The organism is Pseudoalteromonas sp. SWYJZ19, from assembly GCF_015864375.1.
Classification (GTDB): Bacteria; Pseudomonadota; Gammaproteobacteria; order Enterobacterales; family Alteromonadaceae; genus Pseudoalteromonas; species Pseudoalteromonas arctica.
In genome coordinates, this window is record NZ_JADYXI010000007.1 from 129,352 (window position 1) to 155,741 (window position 26,390).

General features: G+C 38.9%; 27 protein-coding genes. 11 read left to right on the plus strand and 16 right to left on the minus strand.

The features are described from left to right. Window positions 1-50 precede the first annotated feature (50 nt). The 3 genes from ftsE (at window position 51) to rpoH (ending at window position 2,889) form a co-directional block, all read left to right on the plus strand. Window positions 51-728 carry a cell division ATP-binding protein FtsE gene (gene ftsE / locus I6F45_RS09375; RefSeq protein ID WP_007582842.1) on the plus strand — a complete coding sequence of 226 codons (678 nt, stop codon included), beginning with the start codon at window positions 51-53 and terminating at the stop codon, window positions 726-728. Then, the gene (gene ftsX, locus I6F45_RS09380; protein WP_165727133.1) at window positions 725-1,711 is read left to right on the plus strand and encodes a permease-like cell division protein FtsX; all 987 of its coding nucleotides are present in this window, start codon (window positions 725-727) and stop codon (window positions 1,709-1,711) included. The genes ftsE and ftsX overlap by 4 nt, the downstream gene beginning before the upstream one ends. Window positions 1,712-2,025: 314 nt before the next feature. Then, window positions 2,026-2,889: an RNA polymerase sigma factor RpoH gene (gene rpoH / locus I6F45_RS09385; protein WP_007582838.1), complete on the plus strand. Its 864-nt coding sequence runs from the start codon at window positions 2,026-2,028 to the stop codon at window positions 2,887-2,889. A 608-nt stretch (window positions 2,890-3,497) separates the two neighbouring features. On the opposite strand, the gene I6F45_RS09390 is transcribed toward rpoH, so the two are convergent. From I6F45_RS09390 to gpmM, 4 genes are read right to left on the minus strand one after another with little or no spacing between them, the layout of a single operon-like run. Beyond that, window positions 3,498-4,259, minus strand: coding sequence for a divergent polysaccharide deacetylase family protein (locus tag I6F45_RS09390; RefSeq protein WP_165722450.1), 762 nt, complete (start codon window positions 4,257-4,259; stop codon window positions 3,498-3,500). 50 nt (window positions 4,260-4,309) lie between these two features. Continuing rightward, complete coding sequence (locus I6F45_RS09395; RefSeq protein ID WP_197160310.1) at window positions 4,310-5,575, minus strand: S41 family peptidase; 1,266 nt, start codon at window positions 5,573-5,575, stop codon at window positions 4,310-4,312. 35 nt (window positions 5,576-5,610) lie between these two features. Further along, window positions 5,611-6,750: a murein hydrolase activator EnvC family protein gene (locus I6F45_RS09400; RefSeq protein ID WP_197160312.1), complete on the minus strand. Its 1,140-nt coding sequence runs from the start codon at window positions 6,748-6,750 to the stop codon at window positions 5,611-5,613. 3 nt (window positions 6,751-6,753) lie between these two features. Continuing rightward, the gene (gpmM, locus tag I6F45_RS09405; protein ID WP_197140912.1) at window positions 6,754-8,298 is read right to left on the minus strand and encodes a 2,3-bisphosphoglycerate-independent phosphoglycerate mutase; all 1,545 of its coding nucleotides are present in this window, start codon (window positions 8,296-8,298) and stop codon (window positions 6,754-6,756) included. 338 nt (window positions 8,299-8,636) lie between these two features. Between gpmM and I6F45_RS09410 the strand changes: the two genes are divergently transcribed. From I6F45_RS09410 to gpsA, 4 genes are read left to right on the plus strand one after another with little or no spacing between them, the layout of a single operon-like run. Continuing rightward, entirely contained in the window at window positions 8,637-9,068 is a 432-nt protein-coding gene (locus I6F45_RS09410; protein ID WP_002957784.1) for a rhodanese-like domain-containing protein, read from the plus strand. A 31-nt stretch (window positions 9,069-9,099) separates the two neighbouring features. Next, window positions 9,100-9,357: a glutaredoxin 3 gene (grxC, locus tag I6F45_RS09415; RefSeq protein WP_165740928.1), complete on the plus strand. Its 258-nt coding sequence runs from the start codon at window positions 9,100-9,102 to the stop codon at window positions 9,355-9,357. Window positions 9,358-9,391: 34 nt separating this feature from the next. Next, on the plus strand, window positions 9,392-9,877 hold the full coding sequence (gene secB, locus I6F45_RS09420; protein WP_166420933.1) for a protein-export chaperone SecB: 486 nt from the start codon (window positions 9,392-9,394) through the stop codon (window positions 9,875-9,877). Between the two features lie 3 nt (window positions 9,878-9,880). Continuing rightward, a complete protein-coding gene (gene gpsA, locus I6F45_RS09425; protein WP_197140909.1) occupies window positions 9,881-10,888 on the plus strand; it encodes an NAD(P)H-dependent glycerol-3-phosphate dehydrogenase in 1,008 nt (335 codons plus the stop codon). A 77-nt stretch (window positions 10,889-10,965) separates the two neighbouring features. Here the strand turns inward: gpsA and trmL are convergent, their stop codons facing one another. Beyond that, window positions 10,966-11,430, minus strand: coding sequence for a tRNA (uridine(34)/cytosine(34)/5-carboxymethylaminomethyluridine(34)-2'-O)-methyltransferase TrmL (gene trmL, locus I6F45_RS09430; protein WP_007582820.1), 465 nt, complete (start codon window positions 11,428-11,430; stop codon window positions 10,966-10,968). A 160-nt stretch (window positions 11,431-11,590) separates the two neighbouring features. Here trmL and I6F45_RS09435 point away from each other — a divergent pair, with 160 nt between their 5' ends. Then, window positions 11,591-12,457 (plus strand): cation diffusion facilitator family transporter, encoded by an 867-nt coding sequence (locus I6F45_RS09435; protein WP_197160357.1) that lies wholly within the window; start codon window positions 11,591-11,593, stop codon window positions 12,455-12,457. On the opposite strand, the gene I6F45_RS09440 is transcribed toward I6F45_RS09435, so the two are convergent. From I6F45_RS09440 to I6F45_RS09450, 3 genes are read right to left on the minus strand one after another with little or no spacing between them, the layout of a single operon-like run. Then, window positions 12,417-13,364, minus strand: coding sequence for an alpha/beta fold hydrolase (locus tag I6F45_RS09440; RefSeq protein ID WP_197160315.1), 948 nt, complete (start codon window positions 13,362-13,364; stop codon window positions 12,417-12,419). The two genes, I6F45_RS09435 and I6F45_RS09440, sit on opposite strands and share 41 nt — an antisense overlap. A 3-nt stretch (window positions 13,365-13,367) precedes the next feature. Beyond that, window positions 13,368-14,783 carry an ATP-binding protein gene (locus tag I6F45_RS09445; RefSeq protein ID WP_024590618.1) on the minus strand — a complete coding sequence of 472 codons (1,416 nt, stop codon included), beginning with the start codon at window positions 14,781-14,783 and terminating at the stop codon, window positions 13,368-13,370. After that, window positions 14,761-15,450: a response regulator gene (locus I6F45_RS09450; protein WP_007586150.1), complete on the minus strand. Its 690-nt coding sequence runs from the start codon at window positions 15,448-15,450 to the stop codon at window positions 14,761-14,763. Before I6F45_RS09450 ends, I6F45_RS09445 begins: the two co-directional genes overlap by 23 nt. Window positions 15,451-15,615: 165 nt before the next feature. Between I6F45_RS09450 and I6F45_RS09455 the strand changes: the two genes are divergently transcribed. Next, window positions 15,616-16,104, plus strand: coding sequence for a periplasmic heavy metal sensor (locus tag I6F45_RS09455; RefSeq protein ID WP_165727139.1), 489 nt, complete (start codon window positions 15,616-15,618; stop codon window positions 16,102-16,104). A 234-nt stretch (window positions 16,105-16,338) separates the two neighbouring features. Here I6F45_RS09455 and yacG read toward each other — a convergent pair whose 3' ends face one another. From yacG to nadC, 8 genes are all read right to left on the minus strand, one after another. Next, window positions 16,339-16,569, minus strand: a complete 231-nt coding sequence (yacG, locus tag I6F45_RS09460; RefSeq protein WP_007586146.1) for a DNA gyrase inhibitor YacG — start codon at window positions 16,567-16,569, stop codon at window positions 16,339-16,341. Window positions 16,570-16,683: 114 nt separating this feature from the next. After that, window positions 16,684-18,360, minus strand: a complete 1,677-nt coding sequence (pilB, locus tag I6F45_RS09465) for a type IV-A pilus assembly ATPase PilB (RefSeq protein WP_197160317.1) — start codon at window positions 18,358-18,360, stop codon at window positions 16,684-16,686. A gap of 126 nt (window positions 18,361-18,486) precedes the next feature. Then, window positions 18,487-19,128 carry a dephospho-CoA kinase gene (coaE, locus tag I6F45_RS09470; RefSeq protein ID WP_197160326.1) on the minus strand — a complete coding sequence of 214 codons (642 nt, stop codon included), beginning with the start codon at window positions 19,126-19,128 and terminating at the stop codon, window positions 18,487-18,489. A 1-nt stretch (window position 19,129) separates the two neighbouring features. Then, window positions 19,130-20,023 carry a prepilin peptidase gene (locus tag I6F45_RS09475; RefSeq protein ID WP_197160358.1) on the minus strand — a complete coding sequence of 298 codons (894 nt, stop codon included), beginning with the start codon at window positions 20,021-20,023 and terminating at the stop codon, window positions 19,130-19,132. Between the two features lie 163 nt (window positions 20,024-20,186). After that, window positions 20,187-21,416: a type II secretion system F family protein gene (locus I6F45_RS09480; protein WP_165722165.1), complete on the minus strand. Its 1,230-nt coding sequence runs from the start codon at window positions 21,414-21,416 to the stop codon at window positions 20,187-20,189. 87 nt (window positions 21,417-21,503) lie between these two features. Continuing rightward, on the minus strand, window positions 21,504-22,847 hold the full coding sequence (locus tag I6F45_RS09485) for an O-antigen ligase family protein (protein ID WP_197160328.1): 1,344 nt from the start codon (window positions 22,845-22,847) through the stop codon (window positions 21,504-21,506). Window positions 22,848-22,910: 63 nt separating this feature from the next. Then, window positions 22,911-23,327 (minus strand): pilin, encoded by a 417-nt coding sequence (locus I6F45_RS09490; protein WP_165722163.1) that lies wholly within the window; start codon window positions 23,325-23,327, stop codon window positions 22,911-22,913. A 483-nt stretch (window positions 23,328-23,810) separates the two neighbouring features. After that, window positions 23,811-24,662 (minus strand): carboxylating nicotinate-nucleotide diphosphorylase, encoded by an 852-nt coding sequence (gene nadC, locus I6F45_RS09495; protein ID WP_197160331.1) that lies wholly within the window; start codon window positions 24,660-24,662, stop codon window positions 23,811-23,813. Window positions 24,663-24,899: 237 nt separating this feature from the next. Between nadC and ampD the strand changes: the two genes are divergently transcribed. Both ampD and ampE read left to right on the plus strand, forming a co-directional pair. Continuing rightward, on the plus strand, window positions 24,900-25,454 hold the full coding sequence (ampD, locus tag I6F45_RS09500) for a 1,6-anhydro-N-acetylmuramyl-L-alanine amidase AmpD (RefSeq protein WP_197160332.1): 555 nt from the start codon (window positions 24,900-24,902) through the stop codon (window positions 25,452-25,454). Between the two features lie 13 nt (window positions 25,455-25,467). Continuing rightward, entirely contained in the window at window positions 25,468-26,319 is an 852-nt protein-coding gene (ampE, locus tag I6F45_RS09505; protein ID WP_197160333.1) for a beta-lactamase regulator AmpE, read from the plus strand. Window positions 26,320-26,390: the final 71 nt, after the last annotated feature.

The window sequence follows — 26,390 nt, forward strand, 5'->3', positions numbered from 1 at the left end:
GAGGAATACCAATTTTATTAGTAAACTAATTGAATTGGCATAATAAAAAAATGATAAATTTTCAGCAAGTAAGTAAGACTTATCCTGGAGGGCACCGCGCCCTCGAAAAAGTTAATTTTCATGTTAAACCGGGTGAACTTGCCTTTTTAACCGGCCACAGTGGTGCGGGTAAAAGTACGTTGCTTAAGTTAATTAGCTTAATGGAACGTCCATCGGCAGGCAGTGTATTTATCAACGGTGTTGATTTAAATAAAGTAAACTCGCGTCAAATTCCTTATGCTCGCCGTGATATAGGTATTATTTTTCAAAACCACCGTTTACTAGAGCGCTATACTATTTTTGATAACGTGGCACTGCCTCTTATTATTGAGGGTACTCACCATAAGCAAATAGCTAAACGTGTTCATGGTGCGCTTGATAAAGTAGGCCTGATAGACAAAATAAAATGTCATCCGTCTATGCTCTCTGGAGGCGAGCAGCAACGTGTTGGTATTGCCAGAGCAATCGTAAATTCCCCGCCAATTCTGTTAGCCGATGAGCCTACAGGTAACCTAGACCCTGAGCTTTCAATGGAAATCCTAAAGCTGTTTGAGGACTTTAATAAACACGGCACCACTGTTCTTATAGCGACGCATGACTTAGGTTTGGTTGCACGTATGAAGTACCGCAGTCTAACCTTAAAAGATGGCCGCATGCTTCAAGATCCGCTCGCTGAGGGAGCACTATGAGTTTACTTTTTAAAAGTCGTCAAAATAGTAACGACAAGCAAAAAAAATCAGTATTAGCTGGCAGCTATTTTTTCATTATTAATATTTTTCGCCAAGGTGTTCATAGCTTAGGTGAAATGTGGCGTACGCCGCTTGCATCTATGATGACTATTGCTGTACTTGGTTTGAGCCTAACGTTACCTGCAACACTTTATCTCGTTGTTAAAAACGTACAGCAAGTAAGTAGTGGTTTTGAAGAAGCGAGTGAAATATCGTTGTTTGTAAAAGAAAGTATGAACGAGCAAGAAACGCAAACATTAGTAAAGCGTTTAGCACTTTATCCAGAAGTGGAAAGCGTTGAATTTATATCAAAGCAAAAAGCACTAACAGAATTTAAAGACGTATCTGGCTTTGGGCAAGCTTTAGAGTACTTAGATAAAAACCCATTACCTGATGTGGTACTTGTTACTCCTACAAAACGTCACAGACACCCAAATGCCGCTAAAGTACTGCTAACTAAATTAGAAAGTGAACGTGAAGTTGATTTTGGTAAGCTCGATATAGCGTGGCTAGAGCGTTTAAATGCATTACTAGATTTACTGAAAGAAAGTGTAATAACCATCGCATTATTACTGCTTACCTCAGTGACGCTTATTATTGGTAACACCATCCGTTTGTCGATCATGGATAAAAAAGAAGAAATACAAGTAATGAAGCTAGTCGGCGCAACTAACACCTTTATACATGCCCCATTTTTGTGGACCGGTATTTGGTATGGTGTAATAGGTGGTTTATTCGCCTTTATATGCGTAGGATTAATGATGTGGTGGCTTTCAAGCGCTGTGAGTAGTGTAGCGGGGGTGTATCAAACAAGCTTCTCGTTAATTGGATTATCGCTTAATGAGCTCGGCTTTTTAGTGTTACTTGCAACAAGCTTAGGATTTGTAGGCTCGTACCTTTCTGTAAATCGATATATTAAAGAAATAGAACCCGATAAAGTATAAACAATCCTGCAAACTATAAGTGAACCAACCCAGCTTGATATGCGTATCGTACCGAACTGGGTTGTACCTCCTGTTATTAAAACTGTCATATTTATGTACTATCCTCCCATGAAGTAATGAGTTGTAAATAAGGTGATGCAGCGAGGTTAACCTGCTACAGCCCCTCAATTCATCACTTATTCAGTCGCTTGTAGTAGACTAAACACATACTAAAAACTGCTTGATTTATACTTTAAAAAAGTTTTAAATTGGGGTTAGCACTCTTAAAGAAAGAGTGCTAAGATAGTTTCAAATGTTTATCACCGAGGTGAAAAATGAGTAAAGATTTATACGCAATGGCACTTACAGTCGGACAACAAAGCGCAAGCATGGACGGTTACCTTCAAGCGGTAAGCACTATTCCTATGCTTAAAGTTGAACAAGAGCAAGAACTTGCTAAAAAGCTTCAGGAAGAAGGTGATCTTAGTGCTGCCAAGCAACTCATTATGTCGCATTTACGCTTTGTAGCACATATTGCTAAAGGCTACTCGGGATACGGCTTACCACAAGCTGACCTTATTCAAGAAGGTAATATAGGCCTGATGAAAGCGGTTAAACGTTTTGACCCTACAGTGGGTGTACGTTTAGTATCGTTTGCAGTGCATTGGATTAAAGCCGAAATTCACGAGTTTGTGCTTAAAAATTGGCGCATAGTTAAAGTTGCAACCACTAAAGCGCAACGTAAATTGTTTTTTAATCTTCGTAAAAACAAAAAGCGTTTAGGTTGGTTTAATCAAGCTGAGGTTAGTACCGTTGCTAGCGAGCTAGGTGTGAGTGAAAAAGAAGTACGTGAAATGGAATCGCGCATGAGCGGCCAAGACATGGGCTTTGACCTAACGGGCGACGATAACGACGACGCACCAACAAGCACGTACTCTCCAGTACAATATTTAACAGATGGCGCAGCTGATTTAGCTGACGACGTTGAACAAGAACAGTGGAAAGAGCAAGCGCATACTCGTTTATTTAGCGCACTTAAAACACTAGACGAACGTTCACAAGATATTGTTAGCGCACGTTGGTTGTCGGATGATAAAGCGACTCTTCAAGAGCTTGCACAAAAGTACAGTGTATCTGCTGAACGTGTTCGCCAGCTTGAAAAAACAGCGATGAAAAAGTTACAAAGCGCTATGAGCTAATATTGTTCAAGCAGCAAATTTAAAAGCCCTGCATGAAAATGCGGGGCTTTTTGCTTTCGCGTAGATTGGTTTGAGAGAAGCGAAACCCAACGATAAAATATCTAATTAAGTAGTACCAATCCGCAATAATACTTAATCATTTTGCGGGGCTAAACGTGTCGCTACCTGCGTTAAAAAATTCTCAATTAGAACAACTAAATAGCGATTTTTTTGCCTGGCTATCAACTCGTTTTTCCGCCCTCAAAATAGATCACTTAATTAAGCGAATTGGTATAATACTAGGGCGTGTTGATCTTTGCGGATTGAAATTTGTTCAATCTAGGGGCGATTAAATCGCGGCGCGAGGTTTGTAACCTAGTGGGCTAAGTAAAAACCGAGTAACAAAGAGTTTATCGTCCCTAGGCTGAACCCGAAGGGCAGCGCATGTTTGGCATTTATGCTGCGTTATCGCCTATTTATGGGGAATAACCACACTTCATAGGCTCTGCCTTGCCTAAAAACCAAACATACTGCTGCAAATTCAACCATCAAAGATCAACACGCCCTAATACTCTGCATTATCGAATGGTTAGTTTATCATTTGGATATAGCTTTATTTAAAGCTTATATCACCGAGCACTAATCTCTTTTCCCTCAGCTTGCGCTAACTGAATGTATTTACGCTCAACCAGCTGCGAAACCGGCACGAGCTCAAAACCTTGCTTAGTTAGCTCGGGTAAGGCATGACGTAAAAATTCGATTGTTTCTGGATAGGGATGAGCAATTGCAATAGCGGAATTATGAGTGATGGCTAGTTGTTTTAATTCTTCAAGCCTTAGCTGCAGTTGTTCTGGTGTAGTTATATTGTCTAAGAACACTTGGCGACTAATATTGGCAACACCTAAAAAGTTAGCAGCATTTTGTGCTTGGCTTAAATCTGTTGTACGGCTATCTAAAAAATATAAATGGCGCTTTTTAAGCACTTCCATTGTCCACTTCATAGCTTGGCTTTGCTGCGTAAGCGCTGAGCCCATGTGGTTATTAACGCCTTTAACTTGCGGTAAACTAGCGAGAGCGGTTCCTAGAGTTTGCTGAAGCTGCTCTTTATTCATATTTAAAGTAAGCGCGCCAGGTCCGAGTTCTTTACCGTTAAGTGCCTGCATAGGTACATGAAGTAATAACTCTTTATTTGATTGACTAGCAAGCGTTGCAAAAATTTGCGAATAAGGAGTATGGGGCAAAATTGAATACGACAATTGCCCTGGTAAGGAAAGGAACTCTAAGTCCCGTTGATGATAGCCTATATCGTCTATCACTATTGCTATTTGTTTAGCGCTAATTGTTGCTGAGCTAAAACAAATAGCTAATATTAGCCATTTTATTATTTTCACGTTTATAGTTTTTATTATCTTTTTTAGCTTTGTTTAACAGCTTATACAAGCTATTGCATGCTGAGTAATTGTTTCGCTTTAACTAATTGTAAATCTGCTAAGTTACCAGTAAGTAATTGCGCGTTACTGTTAGTATGTTCATTTTTTATTATAACGGCTTTATTACTTTGTGAAAGGTTTGTTTGATTAACCGCCACATCTGGGGTTATTCCTATACCATCAATCGATTTACCTAACGGTGTGAAGTATTTCGCTGTGGTGAGCTTTAATGCGGTATTGCCATCACCTAGCGGAATGAGCGATTGTACAGAACCCTTCCCAAAAGATTGACTGCCAACAACGGTTGCTCGTTTATTATCTTTTAGCGCTGCTGCAAGTATTTCGGCTGCAGAGGCTGAGTTTTCGTTTATAAGTACAACAATGGGGGCATTTTTTAGAATGTCTCCACGCTTTGCATAAAATGCTTGGTTGGCATCGTAAAAACGTCCTTTAGTAGTCACTATAGTGCCACTTTGTAAAAATAGGTCTGATACCGCTACTGCGCTTTGTAATGTACCCCCTGGGTTATCACGTAAATCAATTACTAAGCCTTTAAGTGGGTAACCAAAGTGGCTTTGCAGGGCAGCAACTTGCAGAGCAACCTCATGCAATGTGTGGTTAGAAAAATTATTGATAGCTATATAACCAGTACCAAAATCTAGAAGTTCGCTTGTTACGCTTTCGAGGTTTATTTGGCGGCGTGCTACATGAAACGTGAGTGGGTTTTTATTGTTATCACGACTTATAATTAGCTCTATATTTGAAAATTTACTGTCTCTTATTAGTGTTGCTACTTCATCGATTGTACGGTTTTGAGCTGTGTGGTTGTTTACACTTACAATAATATCGCCTGGCAGAATACCCGCTACTTTTGCGGGGGAATTATCAACCACATTAACAATAGTCATATATTTATCGATATTTTTAACCTCAATACCAATACCTGTATAGCGCCCGTTTGTGTTATCAAATAATGAGGTTAGTTCGTGCTCATTTAAGTACTTAGAGTAAGAGTCGAGCTTTGAATATAAGCGCTCAAACTGTTGGCTATTATATTTAATGTGGTGGCTATTTTGTAAGGTGAGATCTTCAACGTAGTAGGCATGGATGTTAAAGAGTATTTCGTCGATTTGTTGTCTTTTAAGATCTTTAATCGAGCTTGCTAATACACTGCTAGTAAAGGTGATTAAGATTAGTAATACAAGTAAATACAGGCTTATATATAAGCCTGCATTTTTTTGATTGATGGTATTTATTACGTTTTTCTTAGTTGTCATCAGCTGCTCCTAATGCGGTGCAGCGGTTTATTCAATTAAATGCGTCTGCACCATTTTACAGGATTTACTGCGCGTCCTTTGTGGCGTATTTCAAAGTATAGACCAGAAGTAGCTTGTCCGCCGCTTTGGCCAACTAGGGCTAATGTTTCACCTTCACGTACCATGTCGCCTACATCTCTTAGCAGTGTTTGGGCATGACCATATAGGCTCATAAAACCTTCACCATGATCTACAACAATTACCCAGCCATAGCCCTTAAGCCAATCGGCGAATACAACTTGACCATTATGTACACTATTAATATTAGTGCCTTCTTTTGCACCAATTAATACGCCTTTCCAATCAATACCACCATGTTTACGTTGACCGAATGTGTGCTCTAACTTGCCTTTGCTCGGCCAATCTAATTTGCCCTTGCTTTTATTTAGGCCGAGTAATTCAATTTTTTGTGTTTTTTCTTTTTCGAGTTCTTCAATTGTTGTTACTAACGTTTGTTGGTTTTCTTTTAAATAATTTATTGAGCTTTTGGTGCTGTTGAGCTGAGCTTGTAAATTTTTAAGATTAGCTTGGCGTTCACTTTGCGCATTAAGCAATGCAGTTTGGCGCCTTTTTTGCTCATCATACAAAAGCTCTAGCTTTTCTTGAGTTTTAACAAGTTCTTCTTGGTTTTGTGCTATTTGTTGTTGAAGGTTTTTTAGATCTTCAATTTGTTCAATACGGGCTTTATTTAAGTAGTTGTAATAACTTAGTGTGCGCTCAAATTTTGCGGTGTCTTCTTGGTTTAACAGCATTTTAGAATAGTCGTCGCCACCCGCCATGTAGGCACTTTTGAGCTGCGCGGCTAAGACTTTTTGAAACTGAGTATGCTTTTTATCGAGCTCATCGGCTTTATTTTGTAGCTCTTTTTGCTGTGTTTTTGTTTCTCTTACTGATTGTTCTGCCATGTTAAGTGCTTTAGCATTTTTAGCTATATCGAGTTCATGGCTTTTGAGGTTTTTTTGTAGTGACGCTATTTTTTTTCTTTGGGCGTTATACTCAGCTTGGCTTTGCTCAAGTGCATTTTGAACTTCTGATAAGTCTTTTTTAGTACGATCTTCATTAGCAACTGCAGATGCAGTCACTAATGAAGTGAGTATTAAACCGCACTTAATTAACCGGTTAATACGTCTATTCATGCGTTATTTCAACATCATGATAGGCGTACCAGTCATTTCGTTTGGCTGCTCCATGCCCATTAAGTGAAGCATGGTAGGGGCTACATCGCTTAATGCTTTACCTTGCATTGGCTCTGCATCGCGACCCACATAAATAAAATGTACCGGTTCGCTAGTGTGAGCTGTATGGGCTTGGCCTGTTTTAAGGTCTGCCATCTGCTCAGCATTACCATGATCAGCTGTTATTAGTGCTTCACCACCAAACTCTTCAAGTGCATCAACAACACGTCCAATACAGCTATCTACCGCTTCACAGGCCTTAACTGCAGCGTCAAACACGCCAGAGTGACCTACCATGTCGCCATTAGGATAGTTACAAATAATAGCATCGTATTTTCCACTTTTAATTGCTGCTACTAACTTGTCGGTTAACATTTCTGAGTTCATTTCAGGTTGTAAGTCGTAAGTTGCTACTTGCGGCGAAGGAATTAGTTCGCGTGTTTCGCCTTCAAATTCGCTTTCGCGCCCGCCACTAAAGAAAAATGTAACGTGTGCGTACTTTTCGGTTTCTGAAATACGAAGCTGTGTTTTGTTATTTTTTTCAAACCACTCACCAAGTACATTTACTAACGGTGTTGAACCAAAGGCAACAGGGGCATCTATATCAGCTGCGTACTCTGTCATCATTACAAATGCGCTAAGTTTTGGTGTTCTTTTTCTTGCGAATCCATCAAAGTCAGGCTCAACAAAAGCGCGAGTAATTTCGCGGGCTCTGTCTGCTCTAAAGTTGGCAAAAATTAGAGTGTCGCCATCGTTAATTTCGGCTGGCTCTGCACCTGTTGGTGTAATAGTTGTAGCAGCTACAAACTCATCGTTTTCGTCGCGCTCGTAGGCTGCATTAAGTGCCTCTACGCCGTTATCAAAATTAAAGTCGCCTTCGGCTAGAGCTATTACATTGTAAGCTTTTTCTACTCGGTTCCAACGGTTGTCTCTGTCCATTGCGTAGTAACGGCCAATAAGTGACGCTAAACGACCACATTTAAGTTCGCTAAACAATGCTTCAATACGTTCGATTGATGCTTTAGCGCTACGTGGAGGTGTGTCGCGGCCATCTAAAAAGCCATGAAAGTAAACTTCTTTAGCGCCACGTTTTGCAGCCAGTTTTATACTAGCAACAATGTGATCTTCGTGACTATGTACGCCACCTGGGCTTAAAAGTCCCATAATATGAACGGCTTTGCCTGCTTTTACTGCTTTATCTATGTTTTCAACTAAGGCTGGTGTTGAATCAAATTCGCCATCGTTAATTGCTTTGGTGATACGAGTAAAATCTTGATAAACAATGCGACCAGCACCTAAGTTCACATGGCCAACTTCTGAGTTACCCATTTGACCATCAGGAAGACCAACATCTAAACCCGAAGCTGATATTAATGTGTGTGGCCGTGTGGCCCATAAATTGTCTAATACCGGTGTGTTAGCTGCAAGAATAGCATTACTTTGCGTATCTTCGCGGTATCCCCAACCGTCTAAAATCATTAATACCAGTGGTTTTTTATGCTCTGTCATAATAGCTCCTGAAAATTAGTATCTGTTGATGGATACTGTGCACCTAAAAGGTTTATTAGCGTGGTTTTAGCATACCGTGTTTTTAAGCTAGGATCAGCATTGAAAACAAGATATTAAATTTTTTCACTTATACCTCATTGACTAACCTGAACTCTGCTTGAGATAGATTTATTATCCAGAGTTCTTGTTAACTATATATGGGGGGCTTTATCGTTTTTTAAACGTCTCTAAGTGCTCCTAAACTCGCATTTTAGGTTGGTTTGGGTATACTTGCGTGGCTAAAGTACAAAATCCTTAAAACATCACGTTTTAAAACATAATTTCATAGTGGAAGTAGAATGGATCAATATATTGAATTTATTACAAATCATCCCATTTTAAGCCTTGCTTGGGTTGGTATTGTTTTCCTTATTGTTAGTGGCTGGATAAAGAGTAAGCTTTCAGCTGTTCGTCAAATAAATCCTCAGCAGCTTACGTTACTTATTAACCGTGATGACGGTCAAGTAATCGATATACGTGCGCAAAAAGAGTTTAACGCAGGGCGTATTTCTGGTGCTGAGCACTTAAGCCCAGAGAATGCGAAAAAATCTGACTTTTCAAGCCTTGAAAAGTACAAGACTAAACCCATTATAGTTGTATGTACTACAGGTATGACTGCCCAAGGTACTGCAGCCGCTATGAGTAAAGCTGGTTTTGAACGAGTTTACTTATTAGCAGGTGGCATGGGTGCGTGGCAATCTGCCAGCTTACCAACTACAACAGGTCGCTAATCAGTTTAGCTAGGCCGATAGAGGATTTATTATGAGTAATGTTGTTTTATACACCAAGGCGTATTGTCCATTTTGTCAGCGTGCTCTTTCGCTTTTAAATAGCAAAGGCGTTGAATACACTAATTATGATATTGGTGTACAACCAGAGCTACGTGCTGAAATGATTACTAAAGCTGGTGGCGCAAGCACAGTACCGCAAATATTTATTAATGATGAACATATCGGTGGCTGCGACGACATGATGGCTATTGAAGCGCAAGGTAAACTTGACGCTAAGTTAAACGCTTAATTTAATTATAATAACGAACAAGTTAGGAATAACAATGAACGAAGAAAATCAAAACGTAGCAGCTGCAGAAGCCGGTGCACAATTTACTATTCAACGTATTTACACTAAAGATGTATCGTTTGAAACGCCAAACTCTCCGGCCATTTTTCAAAAAGAATGGACGCCAGAAGTTAAGCTAGACCTAGATACACGCTCTAACAAACTAGACGAAGGTGTATTTGAAGTTGTTTTAGCACTAACTGTAACTGCTTCTCTTGGTGAAGAAACTGCGTTCTTATGTGAAATTCAACAAGCAGGTATTTTTACTATTGCTGAAGTTGAAGAAGTGCAACTTGCGCACATGCTTGGTGCATTTTGTCCTAACGTGTTGTTCCCATATGCACGTGAAGCTGTTTCAAATCTTGTTAACCGTGGTACTTTTCCACAGCTTAACCTTGCGCCAGTTAACTTTGACGCACTGTTTGCACAATACATGCAACAACGTACTGCGCAAGCTGACCAGGTTACAGCAGACGCATAACCTATGAGTACAGCAACTACAGCTGTTACTGTATTAGGGGCGGGGTCTTACGGCACCGCCCTTGCTATTTGTTTAGCCCGAAATGGTCACCACGTGACACTTTGGGGAAGAAATAGCGACGACGTTGCCACGCTTGCAGCTGAGCGGAAAAATCAACGTTACTTACCTGATGCTCCTTTCCCAGACACTCTTACTCTTGAAGCTAACTTACTAAATGCCGTTGCTAGCAGCGCTATTGTACTTGTTGTTGTACCAAGCCATGCTTTTGGCGACACACTTGCGCAAATTAAACCGGCATTGCAAAAGGGTGCTAAAGTTGCGTGGGCAACGAAAGGGCTCGAGCCAAATACTGGGCGCTTGTTGCAAGAAGTGGCTTTGCAAGAATTGGGTGATGATATTCCACTTGCCGTACTTTCGGGCCCTACATTTGCAAAAGAAATGGCGATGGGCTCACCTACAGCTATTTCAGTGTCTTCTACGTCGCCTGAATTTGCTCAGCAGCTAGCTGATTTACTTCATTGTGGCCGCTCATTCCGCGTGTATAACAATGATGATTTTATTGGTATACAGCTCGGTGGTGCGGTTAAGAATGTAATTGCCATTGGTGCCGGTATTTCGGACGGTGTTGGTTTTGGTGCTAATGCGCGTACTGCGCTGATCACTCGAGGTCTTGCTGAATTAACGCGATTAGGCTGTGCTTTGGGCGCAAAACCAGAAACTTTTATGGGAATGGCGGGTCTTGGTGATTTAATACTCACCTGTACCGACAATCAATCTCGTAATCGTCGATTTGGTTTAGCACTAGGTAAAGGCGAAAGTGTAGATGCTGCTATTGAGTCTATTGGCCAAGTAGTTGAAGGCTTTAGAAATACCAAAGAAGTATATTTACTCGCGCAGCGCAGCGGTGTTGAAATGCCGATTACTGAGCAAATTTATAAAGTGCTTTATGAAAATAAAGACATGAAAGAAGCAGCAATGGCGCTATTAGGCCGAGAGCAGCGTTCTGAATAAATTTATACAAAGTATACTAAAACTAAAAAACCGACGTTATGTCGGTTTTTTGTTCTTTGTTGCTTGGTATAAGGTGCTTATTGCGCGTTAGGAAAGCCCAACTGGCGCCACGACTCGTAAACAAACACGGCTACTGCGTTTGATAAGTTCATGCTGCGGCTATTGGCTTGCATAGGAATACGTACACGCTGCTCTTTTGGCAGTGCTTGGATCATATCATCAGGCAGGCCGCGGGTTTCAGGTCCAAAAACTAGGCAATCGCCGGCTTCGTAGCTAGCTTCGTGGTGAAATTGGCTACCTTTGGTTGTACATGCATATATTTTTTTAGGCTTACACTTCTCAAGATAATCTTCAAATGAGGCATGGCGTTGAACATGGCTAAATTCGTGGTAATCAAGGCCAGCACGCTTTACTCGTTTGTCGTCCCATTCAAAACCTAACGGCTCAATTAAATGCAGTGCATAGCCCGTATTTGCGCACAGACGAATAATATTACCTGTATTAGGTGGAATTTCAGGTTGGTATAAAACAATATCCAGCATAGTGAGCCTTTTAAATAATCTGTAGTTTAACGATTTTCAGTATACACGAAACCCTTCAAAAAAATGATATACTCATACTATTGAGTACTCCTAATTATCGGATTAAAACGTGCATAACCGTAGCTACGAATTTTGGGTTAAAACTTCCAGCATTGTTACCATGGTAATGGTTAGTTTAATGATTGGCGCAAAAACATGGGCGTGGCTTGCTTCGGGCTCGGCCTCAATGCTTGGCTCGTTAACGGATTCGTTAATGGATATAACAGCTACCGCGATGAGCTTTTTAGTTTTGGGTTACGCACTGCGTCCAGCAGATGACGATCATCGGTTTGGACACGGTAAAGCCGAAGCACTTGCAGGACTTGGACAAGCTGCGTTTATTGCTGGCTCAGGTTGCCTACTTGCTTTTCATGGTATTGAGCGTTTATTTAATCCTATCCAGTTAAGCCATTCATTATTGGGTGTATGGGTAAGTATTTTTGCTATTGCGTGTACGCTGGTCATTGTATTTGTGCAAAATAAAGTAGTTAAATACACCGATTCAATTGCTATTAAAGCAGACTCAGTACATTACAAAGGCGACTTAATATTAAATGCCGCTGTGCTATTGGCTATTTTGTTAGCTTATTATGGTGTGTTGTATGCCGATCCTGTTTTTGCGATAGGTGTAGCGGGTTACTTACTTTATAACAGTTGGGATATTGCTCGCGATAGTGCCGATCATTTAATGGATAAAGAACTGCCAGATGATGAAAAGCAAAGCATATTTGATATAGCCAGAGCCCATGTTGACGTACATGGTGTACATGATATTCGTACGCGCCAAGGCGGAAAAGTTAAGTTTATCCAAATGCACTTAGAGCTTGATGATCATTTAAGTTTGATTCGCGCACATAACGTAGCTGATGAAGTAGAGGCAATGCTTAAAGATCGCTTTGAGTCTGAGGTAGATATACTGATCCACCTCGACCCTTTGTCGGTACTTGTTAAGCCGTCACCGACTCACAAAACTGATACAAGCTTTTAAGCAATGGCTGGCGTATTTCATCACGTTCAAAAAACAGCTCGTGTTTAGCGCCTTCAAAGCTTTTAAGTACAGTGTTTACGTGCCTGTTTGCTAATTTATATTGGGCATTGTTATCAACCACTTCGTCGTTTTGCGCACTGGCAATATAAAGTGGAATAGTCACGCTTAAGTTATCCACAGAAGTTATAAATGCAAATGTCGCATTTAGCCAGCCGTAAGTAACACCGCCGAGCTGTAGTAATGGCTCTTCTTTATATGTTTGCCTAAATAGCTCGTAACGCACTGGACTGCTGGTTAATACATTTGTAGCAAACTCATCGGGTATATAATCGGTTTGCCCTAGCGCGTAGTTGTCTTTTTGACCCAAAAGGGTAGCGGTACTGGCTATTAATTTAGCTAAAGGTTTTGGTGTGTTTTTTGTGTAAATATCAAGCATCGGGGCTGATAAAAACGCGCCACTAAAATTGTGTTCAAAATGCGCAAGGTAATCAAAAGCAATAGCGCCGCCCATTGAATGACTCACTAACACTTTTTTGCCCTGCCAATAAGTATCCACAACGTGTTTATTAAATAAGTTTAGATCGGCACTGTAATCGTTAAATTGATTAACGTGGCCTTTATGCTTATTTATTAAGTGGCGATAAGAGCGGCCTTGTCCTTGGTGGTCGACTATGAACACGGCAAAATTATTATTACAAAGCTCCCACAACAATTCTTTATATTTATCTAACCCCTCAAGGCGCCCCGAACTGATAACAATGGCAATTTGAGCTTTTTCAGGTATGGCATAAGCATAAAATAATTGCCCGTTAGGCGTATCTAAATAAGCTTTAATTAGCGTGTTTTTATAAAAGTTATTAATTGTTATTTGATTACTTTTAAGCTCACGCTCACTACTATAAAACATGGTTTACTCTTTTATTAATGGCAAGGTTATATTAGCACACAAGCCACCTAGTTCTTTATTTGATAATACTAAACTGCCGCCATGCGCAGTAATAGCATTTTTAGCAATCGCAAGACCTAAACCCGTGCCACCACTTACGCGATCCCGCGCATCTGACTGTCTAAAAAAGGGCTCGCAAAGCTTGCTCAGTTGATCATCTGGCACACCAGAGCCATCGTCACATATTTCTATATAAATGGCATCAGCATGCTTTAGAGTAATGCTAATTGTATTATTTGCGTATTTAATAGCGTTGCGTAATAGGTTTTCAAGCGCACTGGCAATAAGGCCTTCGTCGCAATTAATGTTTACGTCTACAGCGCCCACTATATTTAGCTGCTTATTATTTTGTTTTGCTTCAAACTGCGCATCGTTAATAACGTGATCTACAATTATTTGTAATGATTGTTTTTGCAGTGAAAGCGCTTGGCTTTTTGCTTCTAAGCGAGAAACTTGCAGCACGTCGGCAATCATTTTATCGAGTTGGTTAGCTTCTTTTTCTATGCGTAATAAATACGATTGGCTAGCGTCGTTAGCTTGCATTTGTGCAAGTCCGGTAGCCATTTTTAAACGTGTAAGAGGCGATCGTAATTCATGTGATATGTCGGCTAATAAGCGTTTTTGTGAACTAATTAAAAGCTCTAACTGATTAGCCATGCTGTTAAAATCTCGCCCTAGTATTCCTAGCTCATCTTTTCGGTTTACAGAAATGTCGGCTCTTGCGCTTAGGTTACCCGCTGATAGTTTAATTGCCGCTTTTTTAAGGCTATTTATAGGGGCTATTAAGTTACGGCTAAATACAAAGCTTAAAATAAGAGAGGCAACAATTGCGATGACTATTTTCATCCAATTAGGCATAAGCTTAAAGCGCATTATTAGCGGTGGTTGATGATTAATATCTATTTCATAAAGATAAAAACTCCCTTCAGGCACGTTTATATTAACAGGGCCGAAGGCTTGATATTTCTCAGTGAAAATAATTTGCGGTGACATATTTTGAGTGAAGTTTAATAAACTTAAATCGATGCTCTCTGGCACCTCTTTACTACTAAGAGAGTCCTCGCTTTGAGCTGCGCTTAAGTATAAAAGTTTACGCTTTGATAGGCGAGGGTGTACTAATACTTCGCTTAGGCTGCGCTTATGTTTAATAGCAGTGCGCTCAATACTTTTGGCGGTGTATATTAGGTTTTTTTTCATCGGGCCATAAAGTGGCTCGTTAGATACCGCATTAATAGCGGTTATATTACTTAAAAATATAAGCGCTGCTACGGTGCCGATTATAGTTAACCAAAACCAAATAAATACTTTAAAAAACAGGTAGTGCCCAGGATGTTTTAACCAAGCAAAGTAAGTGCTTTTATTCGCCTTGGATAAAGACATAACCCGTACCTCGCATTGTTTTAATTCGCTCACCTGGAATATGCTCAGCTATTTTTTTACGGATATTACTTACATGCATATCGATAGAGCGATCAAAAGAAGCTAAGCGCCTGCCTAGCACTTCTTCGCTAATTTGCTCTTTACTAACAACTTCGCCTGCATTTTTACACAATAGCGTGAGTATTTCGTACTCTGTACCGGTAAGGGTTAGTGTAGAGCCGTCGATTGAGGCCTCTCGCGCTGCAAGGTTAACAGTAATACCATTAACGAGTAACTTACTCGTTGTAGCTGCATTTAAGCTATTAATGTGCTCTATACGGCGTGTTATCGCTTTTACGCGGGCTAGTAATTCACGATGATTAAAAGGCTTTGGAATATAATCATCAGCGCCTAGCTCTAGGCCAAAAATACGGTCAAAGTCTTCACCTTTTGCAGTAAGCATTATGACCGGTGTGAGTTTTGTTTGCCTAAGTTGTTTAAGTACTTCAAAACCATCAAGCGTTGGTAACATTACATCTAGCAATATAAGGGCGTAGTCATTTGCTTGTGCTAGTTTAAGGCCCTGCTCACCGTCGTGTACGCTTTGTATTTCAAACCCTTGGGCAGTTAAATACTCACTTAATAGCTCGCAAAGACCAGTATCGTCATCAATCATTAATAGTTTCATTTACAAACCCTTAGAGTTGTTTATAGCGTTATTTTACCCGCTAAATAGTGCAAAGGTGAATCTTTACACAACCTTTACACTGCTTTGCGTTACTTTGCATTGAGTTAGGTATAGTTAACTCACTGGCTTAGCAGCCACAACCAACCCAATATTAAGGTAATGATTATGACTAAATTAAACACACTTTCAAAATTAGTACTTATCTGTGGCTTAGCAACAGCAACGCTTGGTGCTGGTAGCGTATTAGCTAAAGGCGACGGACATAAACAAGGCCATTCTCAAGCTCGTTTTTTACTTTCTGATCGCGGCGTTGAAAAATTAAGCTTAACAGATGAGCAGCAAACTAAGCTAAAGGCTATTTTTGAAGCGCAAAAAACACAAATGAAAGCGTTGCGTGGCGACGATAAAGAAGCCCGTAAAGCGATGCGTGAAGCGCACAAAGCTAAAATGGATGCGTTACTTTCGGCTGCAACATTTGACGAAAATGCAGCAAAAGAGCTATTAAATGAACGCCGCGAAAAAGGTGAGCAATTTGGTTTAATTAAACTAAAAACGCAACACCAAGTAATGCAGGTACTTAACGCTGAGCAAAAAGAGAAATTTGCTAAAATGCAAAAGCGTATGAATAAAAAGCACCGTAAACAAAAAAGTTAATTATACTTTTTGTAAATACTAAAAAACCAGCTTAATGCTGGTTTTTGCTTTTATACCAATTCGCTTAATTAAGTGATCTATTTTGAGGGAAGAAAATCGTGTCGATAACAAGGCAAAAATTTCGTTATTTAGTTGTTCTATATCAGAAATTTTTAACGCAGTTAACGTCAGATTTAACCCCTCAAATTGATTAAGTATTATTGCGGATTGGTATTAGGGCATAATGAAGATAAATTACTTAAAAAAGTCATCTTCATTTTTAGCCAGCATAGCTTCAATATCTTCAATCATGTCTTGGCTAAACTCTTCTGCGGACGTGATTGGTGCAGAAATTCTGTTATTTTCAAACGACCATTCACCTAAATCAATTAGCTGACAGCGTTTTGAGCAAAAAGGACGAAATGGGCTTTGCTCTGACCATTCAACTTTAGTTTTGCAGGTTGGGCAGTTTACAATAGTAGGCATAATTTACTCTTTACAATCTTTTTCTGCATTTTACATTACTTAGATATGAGTCTCTAGGTATAAGTAAGGCTCTGAATTTAGTGTTCAGAACCTTGTCACTTTTACTATGGACCTTTAAAAATTAGTCACGCGGTTAATTTCACCAAGGGATGTAAGACCATCGGCTGCTTTGCGTAAACCCGATAAACGTAAATTATTAAATCCGGCTTTAAGTGAAACGTCAGCTATTTCAAGCGAGTTACCACCGCGCATAATAATTTGGGCAATTTCAGGGGTAATTTGCATTACTTCGTAAATACCCACTCGGCCTTTATAACCATCGGTACAACTATCACACCCTTTAGGCGTATATAACGTCATTTCTTCAATTTGCTTGGCGCTAAATCCTTGGCGAGCCAGTTCTTCACTCGGAAGTTGTTCTGGCGCTTTACATTTAGGGCATAAACGACGTGCTAAACGCTGGGCTATAATTAAGCTGATAGAACTTGCTACGTTATAAGCCGGCACACCCATATTTAATAAACGGGTGATTGTTTCCGGTGCTGAGTTTGTATGCAATGTTGATAAAACCAAGTGACCTGTTTGCGCCGCTTTTATTGATATTTCTGCGGTTTCTAGGTCACGTATTTCACCTACCATAACTACATCAGGATCTTGACGTAAAAATGCACGCAGTGCGTTGGCAAAAGTCATATCGGCTTTAATATTAATTTGTACTTGGTTTACACCTTCAAGGTTAATCTCAACCGGATCCTCCGCAGTACTAATATTGCGCTCTGGCTGGTTTAATATATTTAAACCTGTGTATAGCGATACTGTTTTACCAGAACCCGTTGGCCCTGTTACAAGTATCATCCCTTGAGGCTGGGCAAGTGCATCCATATAGAGCTTTTTCTGCTCAGGCTCATAGCCTAATACATCAATGCCTAACATAGCGCTTGATGAATCAAGGATACGCATTACTATTTTTTCGCCCCACAAGGTAGGCATGGTACTTACACGAAAGTCGATACTTTTGCGTTCAGTGATTTTTAGTTTTATACGACCATCTTGTGGTTTGCGTTTTTCGGCAATATCGAGTCGCGACATTACTTTAATACGCGCAGAAAGCTTGGTTGCTAATGTATTAGGTGGGCTTGCCACTTCATGCAAAATGCCATCAATACGAAAGCGAATACGGTACTTGTGCTCATACGGTTCAAAGTGTAAATCAGAGGCGCCTTTTTTAATGGCATCCATTAAAATTTTGTTGATGTATACGATGATAGGCGCATCATCTTTATCGTCATCTTGTGGTGCTGTATCTCTTTGGCTTTCTGAGTCTAAATCAGCAAATTCCTGAAACTCGTCATCAGTTAAATTTAGGCTGCCAGTTGCATCTAGTAATTGCTCAATTTTGGTATCGAGTTGAATATAATCAACAACAACAATTTCGCATGAAAGACCGGTACTAAACTCAAAGTTTTCGAATGCGCCGTAATCTGTTGGGTCTGATGCTGCTATATAAACTTTTCGATCTTTTTGAACAAGCGGCAAAATGTGATGTTTACGTATGAGTTTTTCTTTTACAAGATCGGCCGGGATTTTAGTAGGATCAAAGTCTTTTAAATCAAAATAAGGTACGCGAAACAAATCAATACATTGTTCAGCTAAATCTTTACTATCGATTTTTCCACATTTAGAAATAAGCTCAGCTGTTGAGGCAAATTCATTTTGTTTGTTTTTAACCGTGTCGGCATCAATGCGGCCAAGGGTTATAAATTTTCTCAATAACGGTGAGTTAATATTCATTGCGCACCTGTTTTATTCCTTCAATAGTAAGCAATTTATCAGAAAAAAGAAGGTGATTACATCACCTTTCATTCTTTGTTGTGATTTTACTAACTAAAATACGAGTTTGTGTGAGTTAGGACAGTGTTAATGTGAGTTAGTTTTGTTGTGTAATGCATATTGTAGGTACTTTTTATGAAGATCAACAAGTTCTATATGCACTAGGTTTAAACTACGGTCGTTATTTAAAATATCATCTGCTTTTTGTTGTTTATCGGCACGTGACATTTGCGAGGCAATAATACTTTTAACTTGCTCACTACTTGTGTTGTCACGTTTTACTGTACGCGCTATTTGTACTGAGGTTGGTACGTCAATAAGTAAGGTATGGTCGCAATATTTATCAAGGTTATTTTCAAACAATAAAGGCGCTACTAAAACAACATAAGGGCTAGTTGCATTATTTAAATCGTTTAGTATTTTTATCCGTATAAGAGGATGTATCAACGCATTAAGCCATTCTTTATCATTGTTGTTAGTAAATATTTTTGCGCGAAGCTTTGCTCTATTTAATGTGCCATCAGGCAATAAAATATGTTCACCAAAGTGGGCTGTAATCGCTTTTAGCCCTTTGCTATTAGGGAGTACTACTTCACGCGCAATTATATCGGCATCAACTATTGTAATACCAAGTTCTTCAAACATATTGCTTACGGCTGTTTTACCACAGCCAATACCACCTGTTAAACCTAATACCCAGCTATTTACTTTAGTTATTTGTTCACTCATTTTAATAACCAATTAAATTAAAATAAGCGCCTTGAATTTGGTTGCCCCAAAGCATTGTGATCCAGCCAGCTATAGCTAGATAAGGCCCAAAAGGGATAGGGGTCGCTTTGTCTTTACCTTGTATGCTCAACAGCGCAATACCTATAATGGCACCCACTACGCTCGAAAGCAGAATAATAGTAAGTAATGACTGCCAGCCAAGTAAAGCACCAAATACAGCGAGTAGTTTAAAGTCGCCATAACCCATGCCTTCTTTACCGGTTAATAACTTAAATAGCCAAAACACACTCCATAAGCTTAAATAACCGCAAGCAGCACCAATAATGGCATCAGTAGGCGTAATTGTGTAACCCATTACAGAGGCAATAAGTGCAAGCCATAACAGCGGAAGTGTAAGTTGATCTGGCAGCAGCATGTGGTCAATATCAATAAAGGTCAGTGCTACTAAAATCCACGTTACAAAAATATATAATAAAGCTTGCTCGGTCGCACCAAAGCTATAGGCAACAATTAAACTTAATAGGGCAGTAATTAGCTCTACAGCAGGATAACGGGCCGAAATAGGGTTACTGCAACTTGCGCATTTACCTTTGAGTGCTAACCAACTAATAATAGGAATATTCTGCCAAGGCTTTATGGCTGTTTTACATTTAGGGCAGGTAGAGTTAGGTTTGACTAAGTTAAAAGGCTCATTGATATTGGCTTGTTTAGATTTATTCCCTGTAAGTTCATCTTCTAACAGTAGTCTGCATTCGCTTTGCCACTCACGCTGCATCATCAATGGTAAGCGATAAATAACCACATTTAAAAAACTACCAATACATAAACTAATTAAGCCAATAGTGGTTAAATAAAACCACAACTGGCTTTGCATTACTTCTATAATACTTTGCATCATATTACCTGAAAATTATTTTAAAAATTAAGCGTTTAAAAATTAAGTGAAGTATTTATCACAAAGAGAAGTGAAAGAGAGTAAATGAGAAGACATTAATAGCTATACCTTATCAAAAAGTAAGCCTTCTCTTTTATTTCCTGTGAATTGTTATTTTTGGTAATTAAATAACAGAGCCAAGTTGGAAAATAGGTAAGTACATAGCAACAATCAAGCCACCAACAAGTACACCTAGTACGGCCATAATAAGTGGCTCAAGCAGGCTTGAAAGGCCATCTACTGCATCATCAACTTCTTGTTCGTAAATAGTAGCCACTTTCGCGAGCATGCCATCTAGTGAGCCAGACTCCTCACCAATAGCGACCATTTGTATTACCATATCAGGGAATATTTTTGAGTTACGCATTGCCCAGTTCATCTGATTACCAGAGCTTACTTCAACTTTTATATCTAAAATAGCATAACGATAAACAGCATTGCCTGAAGCCCCTGCAGCAGAGTCAAGCGCATCAACCAGCGGCACACCAGCAGCAAAAGTGGTCGAAAGAGTTCGTGCATAGCGTGCAACAGCTGCTTTATTTAAAATCATACCTATAACAGGGAGTTTAAGTATGGCTCTGTCTGTAGCATCTCTGAGTTTTAAACTTCTGAGCTTGGCTTCTTTAAAAGCGTATCCAAAAGCAAACATTCCAATAAGAATCATCCACCAGTATGCTTGCATAAAGTCAGATATACCAATTACAAATAAAGTAAATGCAGGAAGCTCTGCACCAAAACCTGCAAAAATATCTTGAAACTGGGGCACTACAAATATTAGTAATATTGAGGTAACAATACCGGCAATTACTAATACCGAAATAGGGTAAAACATTGCTTTTTTAATTTTTGACTTCAATGCTTCAGACTTTTCTTTATAAATAGCGACACGATCAAATATTCTATCAAGCGCACCTGACTGCTCACCTGAGGCTACTAGGTCACAATATAAATCATCAAAGTAGCGGGGGTGTTTTCTAAGCGCTGTAGATAATGGCTGGCCCGCTTTTACTTCATCGGCAATAGTCTCCATTAGTTTCCTGATGCTTTTATTAGTCGAACCAGTGCCAATCATTTCTATAGACTGTATTAATGGTACGCCGGCTAATAACATTGTTGCAATTTGGCGAGTAACTAGTGCGATATCCTTTGGCGTTATTTTTTGAACACTTTGAATACCGAACAACGGTTTTGCTTTACGCTTCACTTTTGAGGGAGTGATACCTTGCTTGCGAAGCTGAGCCTTTACTAATGCAATACTATTGCCTGTAAGCTCACCCTCAAGTTTTTTCCCTCGTGCACTTACACCGACCCACTGAAAGGTATCGAGGCCTTTATCTTGTTGTTTTTTTGCCATTAAGAGTACCCAGCTGACTTTGGTTTAAAACTTCATTATTATAAGCATAACTTAAACTAATGATTCTTGGTAGAAAAGTTGAGCGCTTTAAAATCGTTGCCCAACGGACCAAAATCTAGGCCCGTAAATGTAGCCCTTATCAGGATCAATATTATTATAAATACTTATCGCTTTTTGTAAGTAAAGGTACCATGCAAAAACAAATAAAATGGTTACTAAAGCTTTTAAGTATTTATTTATGGAAATGCTTTGGATACTTTTTTTATTGATTCTACCAAGTAGCAACCCCCACATTATAAATAAGAGTGTTTGCGATACTGGCATTACATGCACGCCAGAAAATAGTGAGTATGTAATACCTATAGCAAAAGAGTAAAAGAGGCTTTCAGTAATGATATCTTTTTTATGACATTTCAAATGTGTTATGGCTTTTTTAAAGGTTGTACAAACAGCAGTTAAAATACATATAAGAGCTATAAGGCCCCACTCATTTAAAATTTCAATTAATGAATTATGAGGGTGACTGTAAGGAGCTGAACTTCCAAGTGACATTTCAAATACTCCAGGACCATTGCCGATAAATAAATGCTTTAAAGATAGGTTAGAAAGAGTATTAAACCACAGGTCGATACGGCCTGAGGAGGATGTGCGTAGTATTTCAGCACCTCCTCTATTTAATGAATCCAAAACATAAAAAGTAATACAACTGAAAACAAAGCAGACTAATCCGATAAGTACTTGTTTTTTTAATGTAGTTTTTAAAGCAAGGGCAAAAATAGAAAAAGCTAAAAATGAGAGTAAGGCCCCACGAGCTTGGCCAATAAATATTAATAATAGGTTTAAAAACAAAATAATAAATACAATGCGCTGAATGCTTTTAAACTTTAGGAGTAGCACCAAAAAGGGAAGAATAAACACCTGTACTTGGTTAAAAAAGCGAATGTTAATAAAACCTGAGTAGATTATGTAGGGGTTTAAGGGTTGTTGTTCAGATAGCGTAAAAATTATATTAAGTAGACATATTAAAATGAGGCTTGTATGGGTTATCAGTAATGCATAAATAATAAATAAAATAGACCTTTTGTCATTTATGGTACTTACGTAATACATAGTTAAAATAAGTAAGCTTATATGAAACGTGTACAGCAGACTAAAACTTTGCTCCTTACTCATCAACGCAGATAAGCAACCACTGAAAATAAAAATTAAGTACAACACACTGCTTTTTTTATTTAATGAAAGCTTAAAAGTAGGTTTTTTATTACCTAAAAAAGCAGTAAGTGTCATAAAGCTTAGGCTAAGTAAGAAAGCCATTTGAATGATGCGTTGGTGGTTATGGTAATCGTAGGAAGCTATTGGTATTAAAGGTATTAGCGTACACAGAAAAAAAAAGCTGATGAGCAATGGTTTTATTATATTTACCGCATTCATAAGTGTTGATTCTTACGCATTAAAAAAGCGCCAAACTAGGCGCTTTTAGTAATCAATAAATGATTAAGAATGAGGGCAGCTTTTAGGGGCTAGTTCAGTAGCATCACCACTTAAACCTGTAGTTGCACATGACCAACCACCAGCATCAGTTCGAGTCCATTTAATTATAGCACCTTGTACTTGGGTTGGTGCATTTAATACAGTGCACTGGATACCTGTAGAAGTTGTTTCTATAGTGCAGTTTTTAGTAGTAGTTTCTAAACCAACAAGATCATTTGTTGGTGTAGTTCCGCTATTAGAAGTAATTTCAAAACCAGTTCTACCAGCTGATATTTCAGCTAAACCAGCAGTTAGTTTAGATGTTGCTTGATAGTTCGAATACGCCGGCAATGCGATCGCAGCCAAAATACCGATGATTGCTACTACAATCATTAATTCAATTAGGGTGAAACCCTGTTGTTTTTGAGTCATTGTTTTCATGTTTCCTCTCCTAAAGGATAGATTTTTGTAACTTAAATCACTTAAGCGGCAAAATGCCTCACTTAATTTAACTGATTTACTTTACAGTTTTACTTAAAATTAATTTTATTACACTTTAGCTTTAGAGTATGAAACACAAAAGCCGTATGTGAATTCATTATGTTTAGTACTAACTATAAAAGTTTACTAAGAGCACTACATGTTGTAGCAATAAATAGTATAGGCATAAAGTAAGTAGTTTAGTTGCTTTAGTTTTTAATTATGTCTTTAAAAACTAAAGGTACTAGTTATTTATGACTACCTTTTAAAATAAAATAGTACAACAGAATTAGTCTACCATTTTATTTTAGTATTTAGCACGTATCTTCTTATAAAAAAGCGATTTTATTTAACAAAATGTTACAAAGTAAGCCTTTCGGGTTATTTAATGCTTTTTTACTTAACTTGTCAATCGATTAGCGGTATTAATTGGCAGTTGTTGCTTTAAAATTGTTCAAAACGCATCGATAAATCGATTGATTGTAAGTTTTTTGTTAACGCTCCGCTTGATATAAAATCGACGCCGGCTTGTGAATAAGTTTTGAGCGTTTCTAGGGTCATATTGCCTGAAACCTCTAGTTTCGCACGTTTGTTGGTCAAAATTACAGCTTGTTTAATTTGCTCTACGCTAAAATTGTCTAGCATAATTATGTCGGCACCAGCTTCAATTGCTTGCTTAAGTTCAGGGAGTGATTCTACTTCGACTTCGACAGGTTTGTTTGAGTGGTTTTGTTTAGCTTGAGCTACGGCTTTGTTTATTGTGCCACAAGCCGCTATATGATTTTCTTTAATTAAAAAAGCGTCAAATAATCCAATACGATGGTTTGCACCCCCGCCACATTTTACTGCGTATTTTTGAAGAGCGCGCAGACCAGGTATGGTTTTGCGTGTATCGAGTAGTTGCGTAGTTGTACCACTTAACTCTTTTACGTAATGCGCTGTAGTAGTGGCTGTACCCGATAAGGTTTGCACAAAGTTAAGGGCAGTTCGTTCGGCAGTTAATATTGAACGAGCCGAGCCAATAGCGGTAAATAATGTGCTGTTTGCTTTAACTGCGTCGCCGTCGTTTATTAGTACATTAACCTTAACGCTTGGGTCTACTTGTTTGAATACTTCAAGGATGATGTCTTTTCCGCAAAAAATGCAGTCTTCGCGGGTGATTACTTTTGCGTTGGCTTGCTCGCTCTGAGGGATAAGCTGCGCGGTAATATCGCCTTCTTGAGCTGTTTGATAATTTAGATCTTCGTCGAGTGCAAGAGTGACAAGTTGGCTAACTAAAGAGTGCGGGATAGACATAATAAAAGCTCATAAGCGTTAATAAATTAAGCAAATTTTACTATGTTTATAAAAGAAAGAGAAGCGATTGCCTTTTCGCCAATATAAAGATAAGCGCTTGTAGTAAATTCGCACCTACGTGTGGGTTTGAATTATTTGTAGGTGAGGTTTTATACCTCGCTTGTTACTATCATTTTTTTAATAAATCCATTAGCATCAGTGCTATGTATATCTTGATATTTATATAATAAACGTATCATGAAAATAGATTTAAACGGTGTTTTAAGTACGGTAGCGCAGCGGCCTTGTTCGCATTTTGATGAGCGCCCTGATGAGGCTGATATTTCTTTATTGGTGATTCACAATATATCATTGCCAGCAGGGCAGTTTGGTACACCTTTCGTTGATGAATTATTTATGGGTAGCATTGATTTCAATGCTCATCCGAGTTTTAGTGACTTAAATAATTTACGTGTATCGGCCCATTGCTTTATAAAGCGCACCGGTGAGGTTATACAATACGTGCCTTTTGAAAAATGTGCTTGGCATGCTGGGCAATCTGAGTTTGAGGGGGTACCTGCTTGTAATAACTTTAGCATTGGTATTGAGCTTGAAGGTACCGACACCACGCCATATTCTTTAGCGCAGTACAAAACATTAACTATTATTAGTAAATCTATAATGCAACGCTATCCAAAAATTACCCCTTCGCGTATTGTTGGGCATTGCGATATTGCCCCTGGGCGTAAAACCGATCCTGGCAGTAGCTTTAATTGGCCATTGTTTTTTAATATGCTTGAACAACTAAGTTAAGAGAGTTATTCCCATGATTTTAGTTTCTATAATAATTGCATTAATACTAGAGCGCTTAGGCGCTCGGTCTAATTACTGGCAGATAAGTTATTACGCAAATGGTTATTTAAATCGCTCTAATAAATTACTTGGTGATAAGGGCTTATTTAGCTCAGCACCGGGCTTTTTAATTTGGCTTTTGCTTCCAGTGATTGCGATGGCACTAATTTATTGTTTATCTGATTTTGTTTTGTGGCAGTTGGGCATTAATATCGCGGTGCTTTTAGTGTGCTTTGGTTGTGCTAAGCAGCGTGCTTTATATAAGTCGTACTTAAATGCGTTAACGCGAGATGATGGTACTGCAGCATCTTTATATGCAATGCAAATAGGCCAAAAGCGCACTGATTATCAAGATGGTGGTGAAACCTTTGGGCAAACATTGGCTTGGGTAAACTTTAGATTTTACTGCGCGGTTATTTTTTGGTTTGTTGTTTTAGGCGCGCCAGGTGCAGTTTTATATGCACTGGTACGTACTTTAGCTGACTTAGTACGAGAAGATCATAAAGTAATATTTGCTAAGCGTTTTAAACTTATACATAAACTATTGTTTTGGCTCGACTGGTTACCTGCACGTATTACCAGCTTTGGTTATTTAGTAATAGGTAACTTTAATAAAGGCACAAGCTGTTGGCTACGTTACGTACTTAACTTTAAATCTCCAAACCGAGAAGTAGTAACATGTACTGCGCTGGCTGCAGAGCAAGTTGAAAAGCGTTATTACGGCTGTACCTACGAGGCCACTTGTATGATTAAGCTTGTTAAGCGCAATGTATTATTTTACTTAGTACTTATAGCACTACTTACATTATTTGGTGGACTGTCTTAAGTTAATACCTTTTTAATAAAGTACCTTATGCAATGTAAGGTGCTTTAATCTCCTCCTGCAATTTTTAAACA

Coding starts and splice junctions, on each gene's coding strand:
- rpoH (WP_007582838.1), top strand. CDS start 2,026: ATGAGTAAAGATTTATACGCAATGGCACTTACAGTCGGACAACAAAGC.
- coaE (WP_197160326.1), bottom strand. CDS start 19,128: ATGAGTGAACAAATAACTAAAGTAAATAGCTGGGTATTAGGTTTAACA.
- I6F45_RS09450 (WP_007586150.1), bottom strand. CDS start 15,450: ATGAAACTATTAATGATTGATGACGATACTGGTCTTTGCGAGCTATTA.
- trmL (WP_007582820.1), bottom strand. CDS start 11,430: ATGCTGGATATTGTTTTATACCAACCTGAAATTCCACCTAATACAGGT.
- gpmM (WP_197140912.1), bottom strand. CDS start 8,298: ATGACAGAGCATAAAAAACCACTGGTATTAATGATTTTAGACGGTTGG.
- ampD (WP_197160332.1), top strand. CDS start 24,900: ATGAAAATAGATTTAAACGGTGTTTTAAGTACGGTAGCGCAGCGGCCT.
- I6F45_RS09435 (WP_197160357.1), top strand. CDS start 11,591: ATGGTAATGGTTAGTTTAATGATTGGCGCAAAAACATGGGCGTGGCTT.
- ampE (WP_197160333.1), top strand. CDS start 25,468: ATGATTTTAGTTTCTATAATAATTGCATTAATACTAGAGCGCTTAGGC.
- I6F45_RS09475 (WP_197160358.1), bottom strand. CDS start 20,023: ATGCAAAGTATTATAGAAGTAATGCAAAGCCAGTTGTGGTTTTATTTA.
- pilB (WP_197160317.1), bottom strand. CDS start 18,360: ATGAATATTAACTCACCGTTATTGAGAAAATTTATAACCCTTGGCCGC.
- I6F45_RS09485 (WP_197160328.1), bottom strand. CDS start 22,847: ATGAATGCGGTAAATATAATAAAACCATTGCTCATCAGCTTTTTTTTT.
- I6F45_RS09410 (WP_002957784.1), top strand. CDS start 8,637: ATGGATCAATATATTGAATTTATTACAAATCATCCCATTTTAAGCCTT.
- gpsA (WP_197140909.1), top strand. CDS start 9,881: ATGAGTACAGCAACTACAGCTGTTACTGTATTAGGGGCGGGGTCTTAC.
- I6F45_RS09440 (WP_197160315.1), bottom strand. CDS start 13,364: ATGTTTTATAGTAGTGAGCGTGAGCTTAAAAGTAATCAAATAACAATT.
- I6F45_RS09455 (WP_165727139.1), top strand. CDS start 15,616: ATGACTAAATTAAACACACTTTCAAAATTAGTACTTATCTGTGGCTTA.
- ftsE (WP_007582842.1), top strand. CDS start 51: ATGATAAATTTTCAGCAAGTAAGTAAGACTTATCCTGGAGGGCACCGC.
- I6F45_RS09395 (WP_197160310.1), bottom strand. CDS start 5,575: ATGACAACTAAGAAAAACGTAATAAATACCATCAATCAAAAAAATGCA.
- I6F45_RS09490 (WP_165722163.1), bottom strand. CDS start 23,327: ATGAAAACAATGACTCAAAAACAACAGGGTTTCACCCTAATTGAATTA.
- nadC (WP_197160331.1), bottom strand. CDS start 24,662: ATGTCTATCCCGCACTCTTTAGTTAGCCAACTTGTCACTCTTGCACTC.
- I6F45_RS09480 (WP_165722165.1), bottom strand. CDS start 21,416: ATGGCAAAAAAACAACAAGATAAAGGCCTCGATACCTTTCAGTGGGTC.
- secB (WP_166420933.1), top strand. CDS start 9,392: ATGAACGAAGAAAATCAAAACGTAGCAGCTGCAGAAGCCGGTGCACAA.
- grxC (WP_165740928.1), top strand. CDS start 9,100: ATGAGTAATGTTGTTTTATACACCAAGGCGTATTGTCCATTTTGTCAG.
- I6F45_RS09400 (WP_197160312.1), bottom strand. CDS start 6,750: ATGAATAGACGTATTAACCGGTTAATTAAGTGCGGTTTAATACTCACT.
- I6F45_RS09445 (WP_024590618.1), bottom strand. CDS start 14,783: ATGTCTTTATCCAAGGCGAATAAAAGCACTTACTTTGCTTGGTTAAAA.
- ftsX (WP_165727133.1), top strand. CDS start 725: ATGAGTTTACTTTTTAAAAGTCGTCAAAATAGTAACGACAAGCAAAAA.
- yacG (WP_007586146.1), bottom strand. CDS start 16,569: ATGCCTACTATTGTAAACTGCCCAACCTGCAAAACTAAAGTTGAATGG.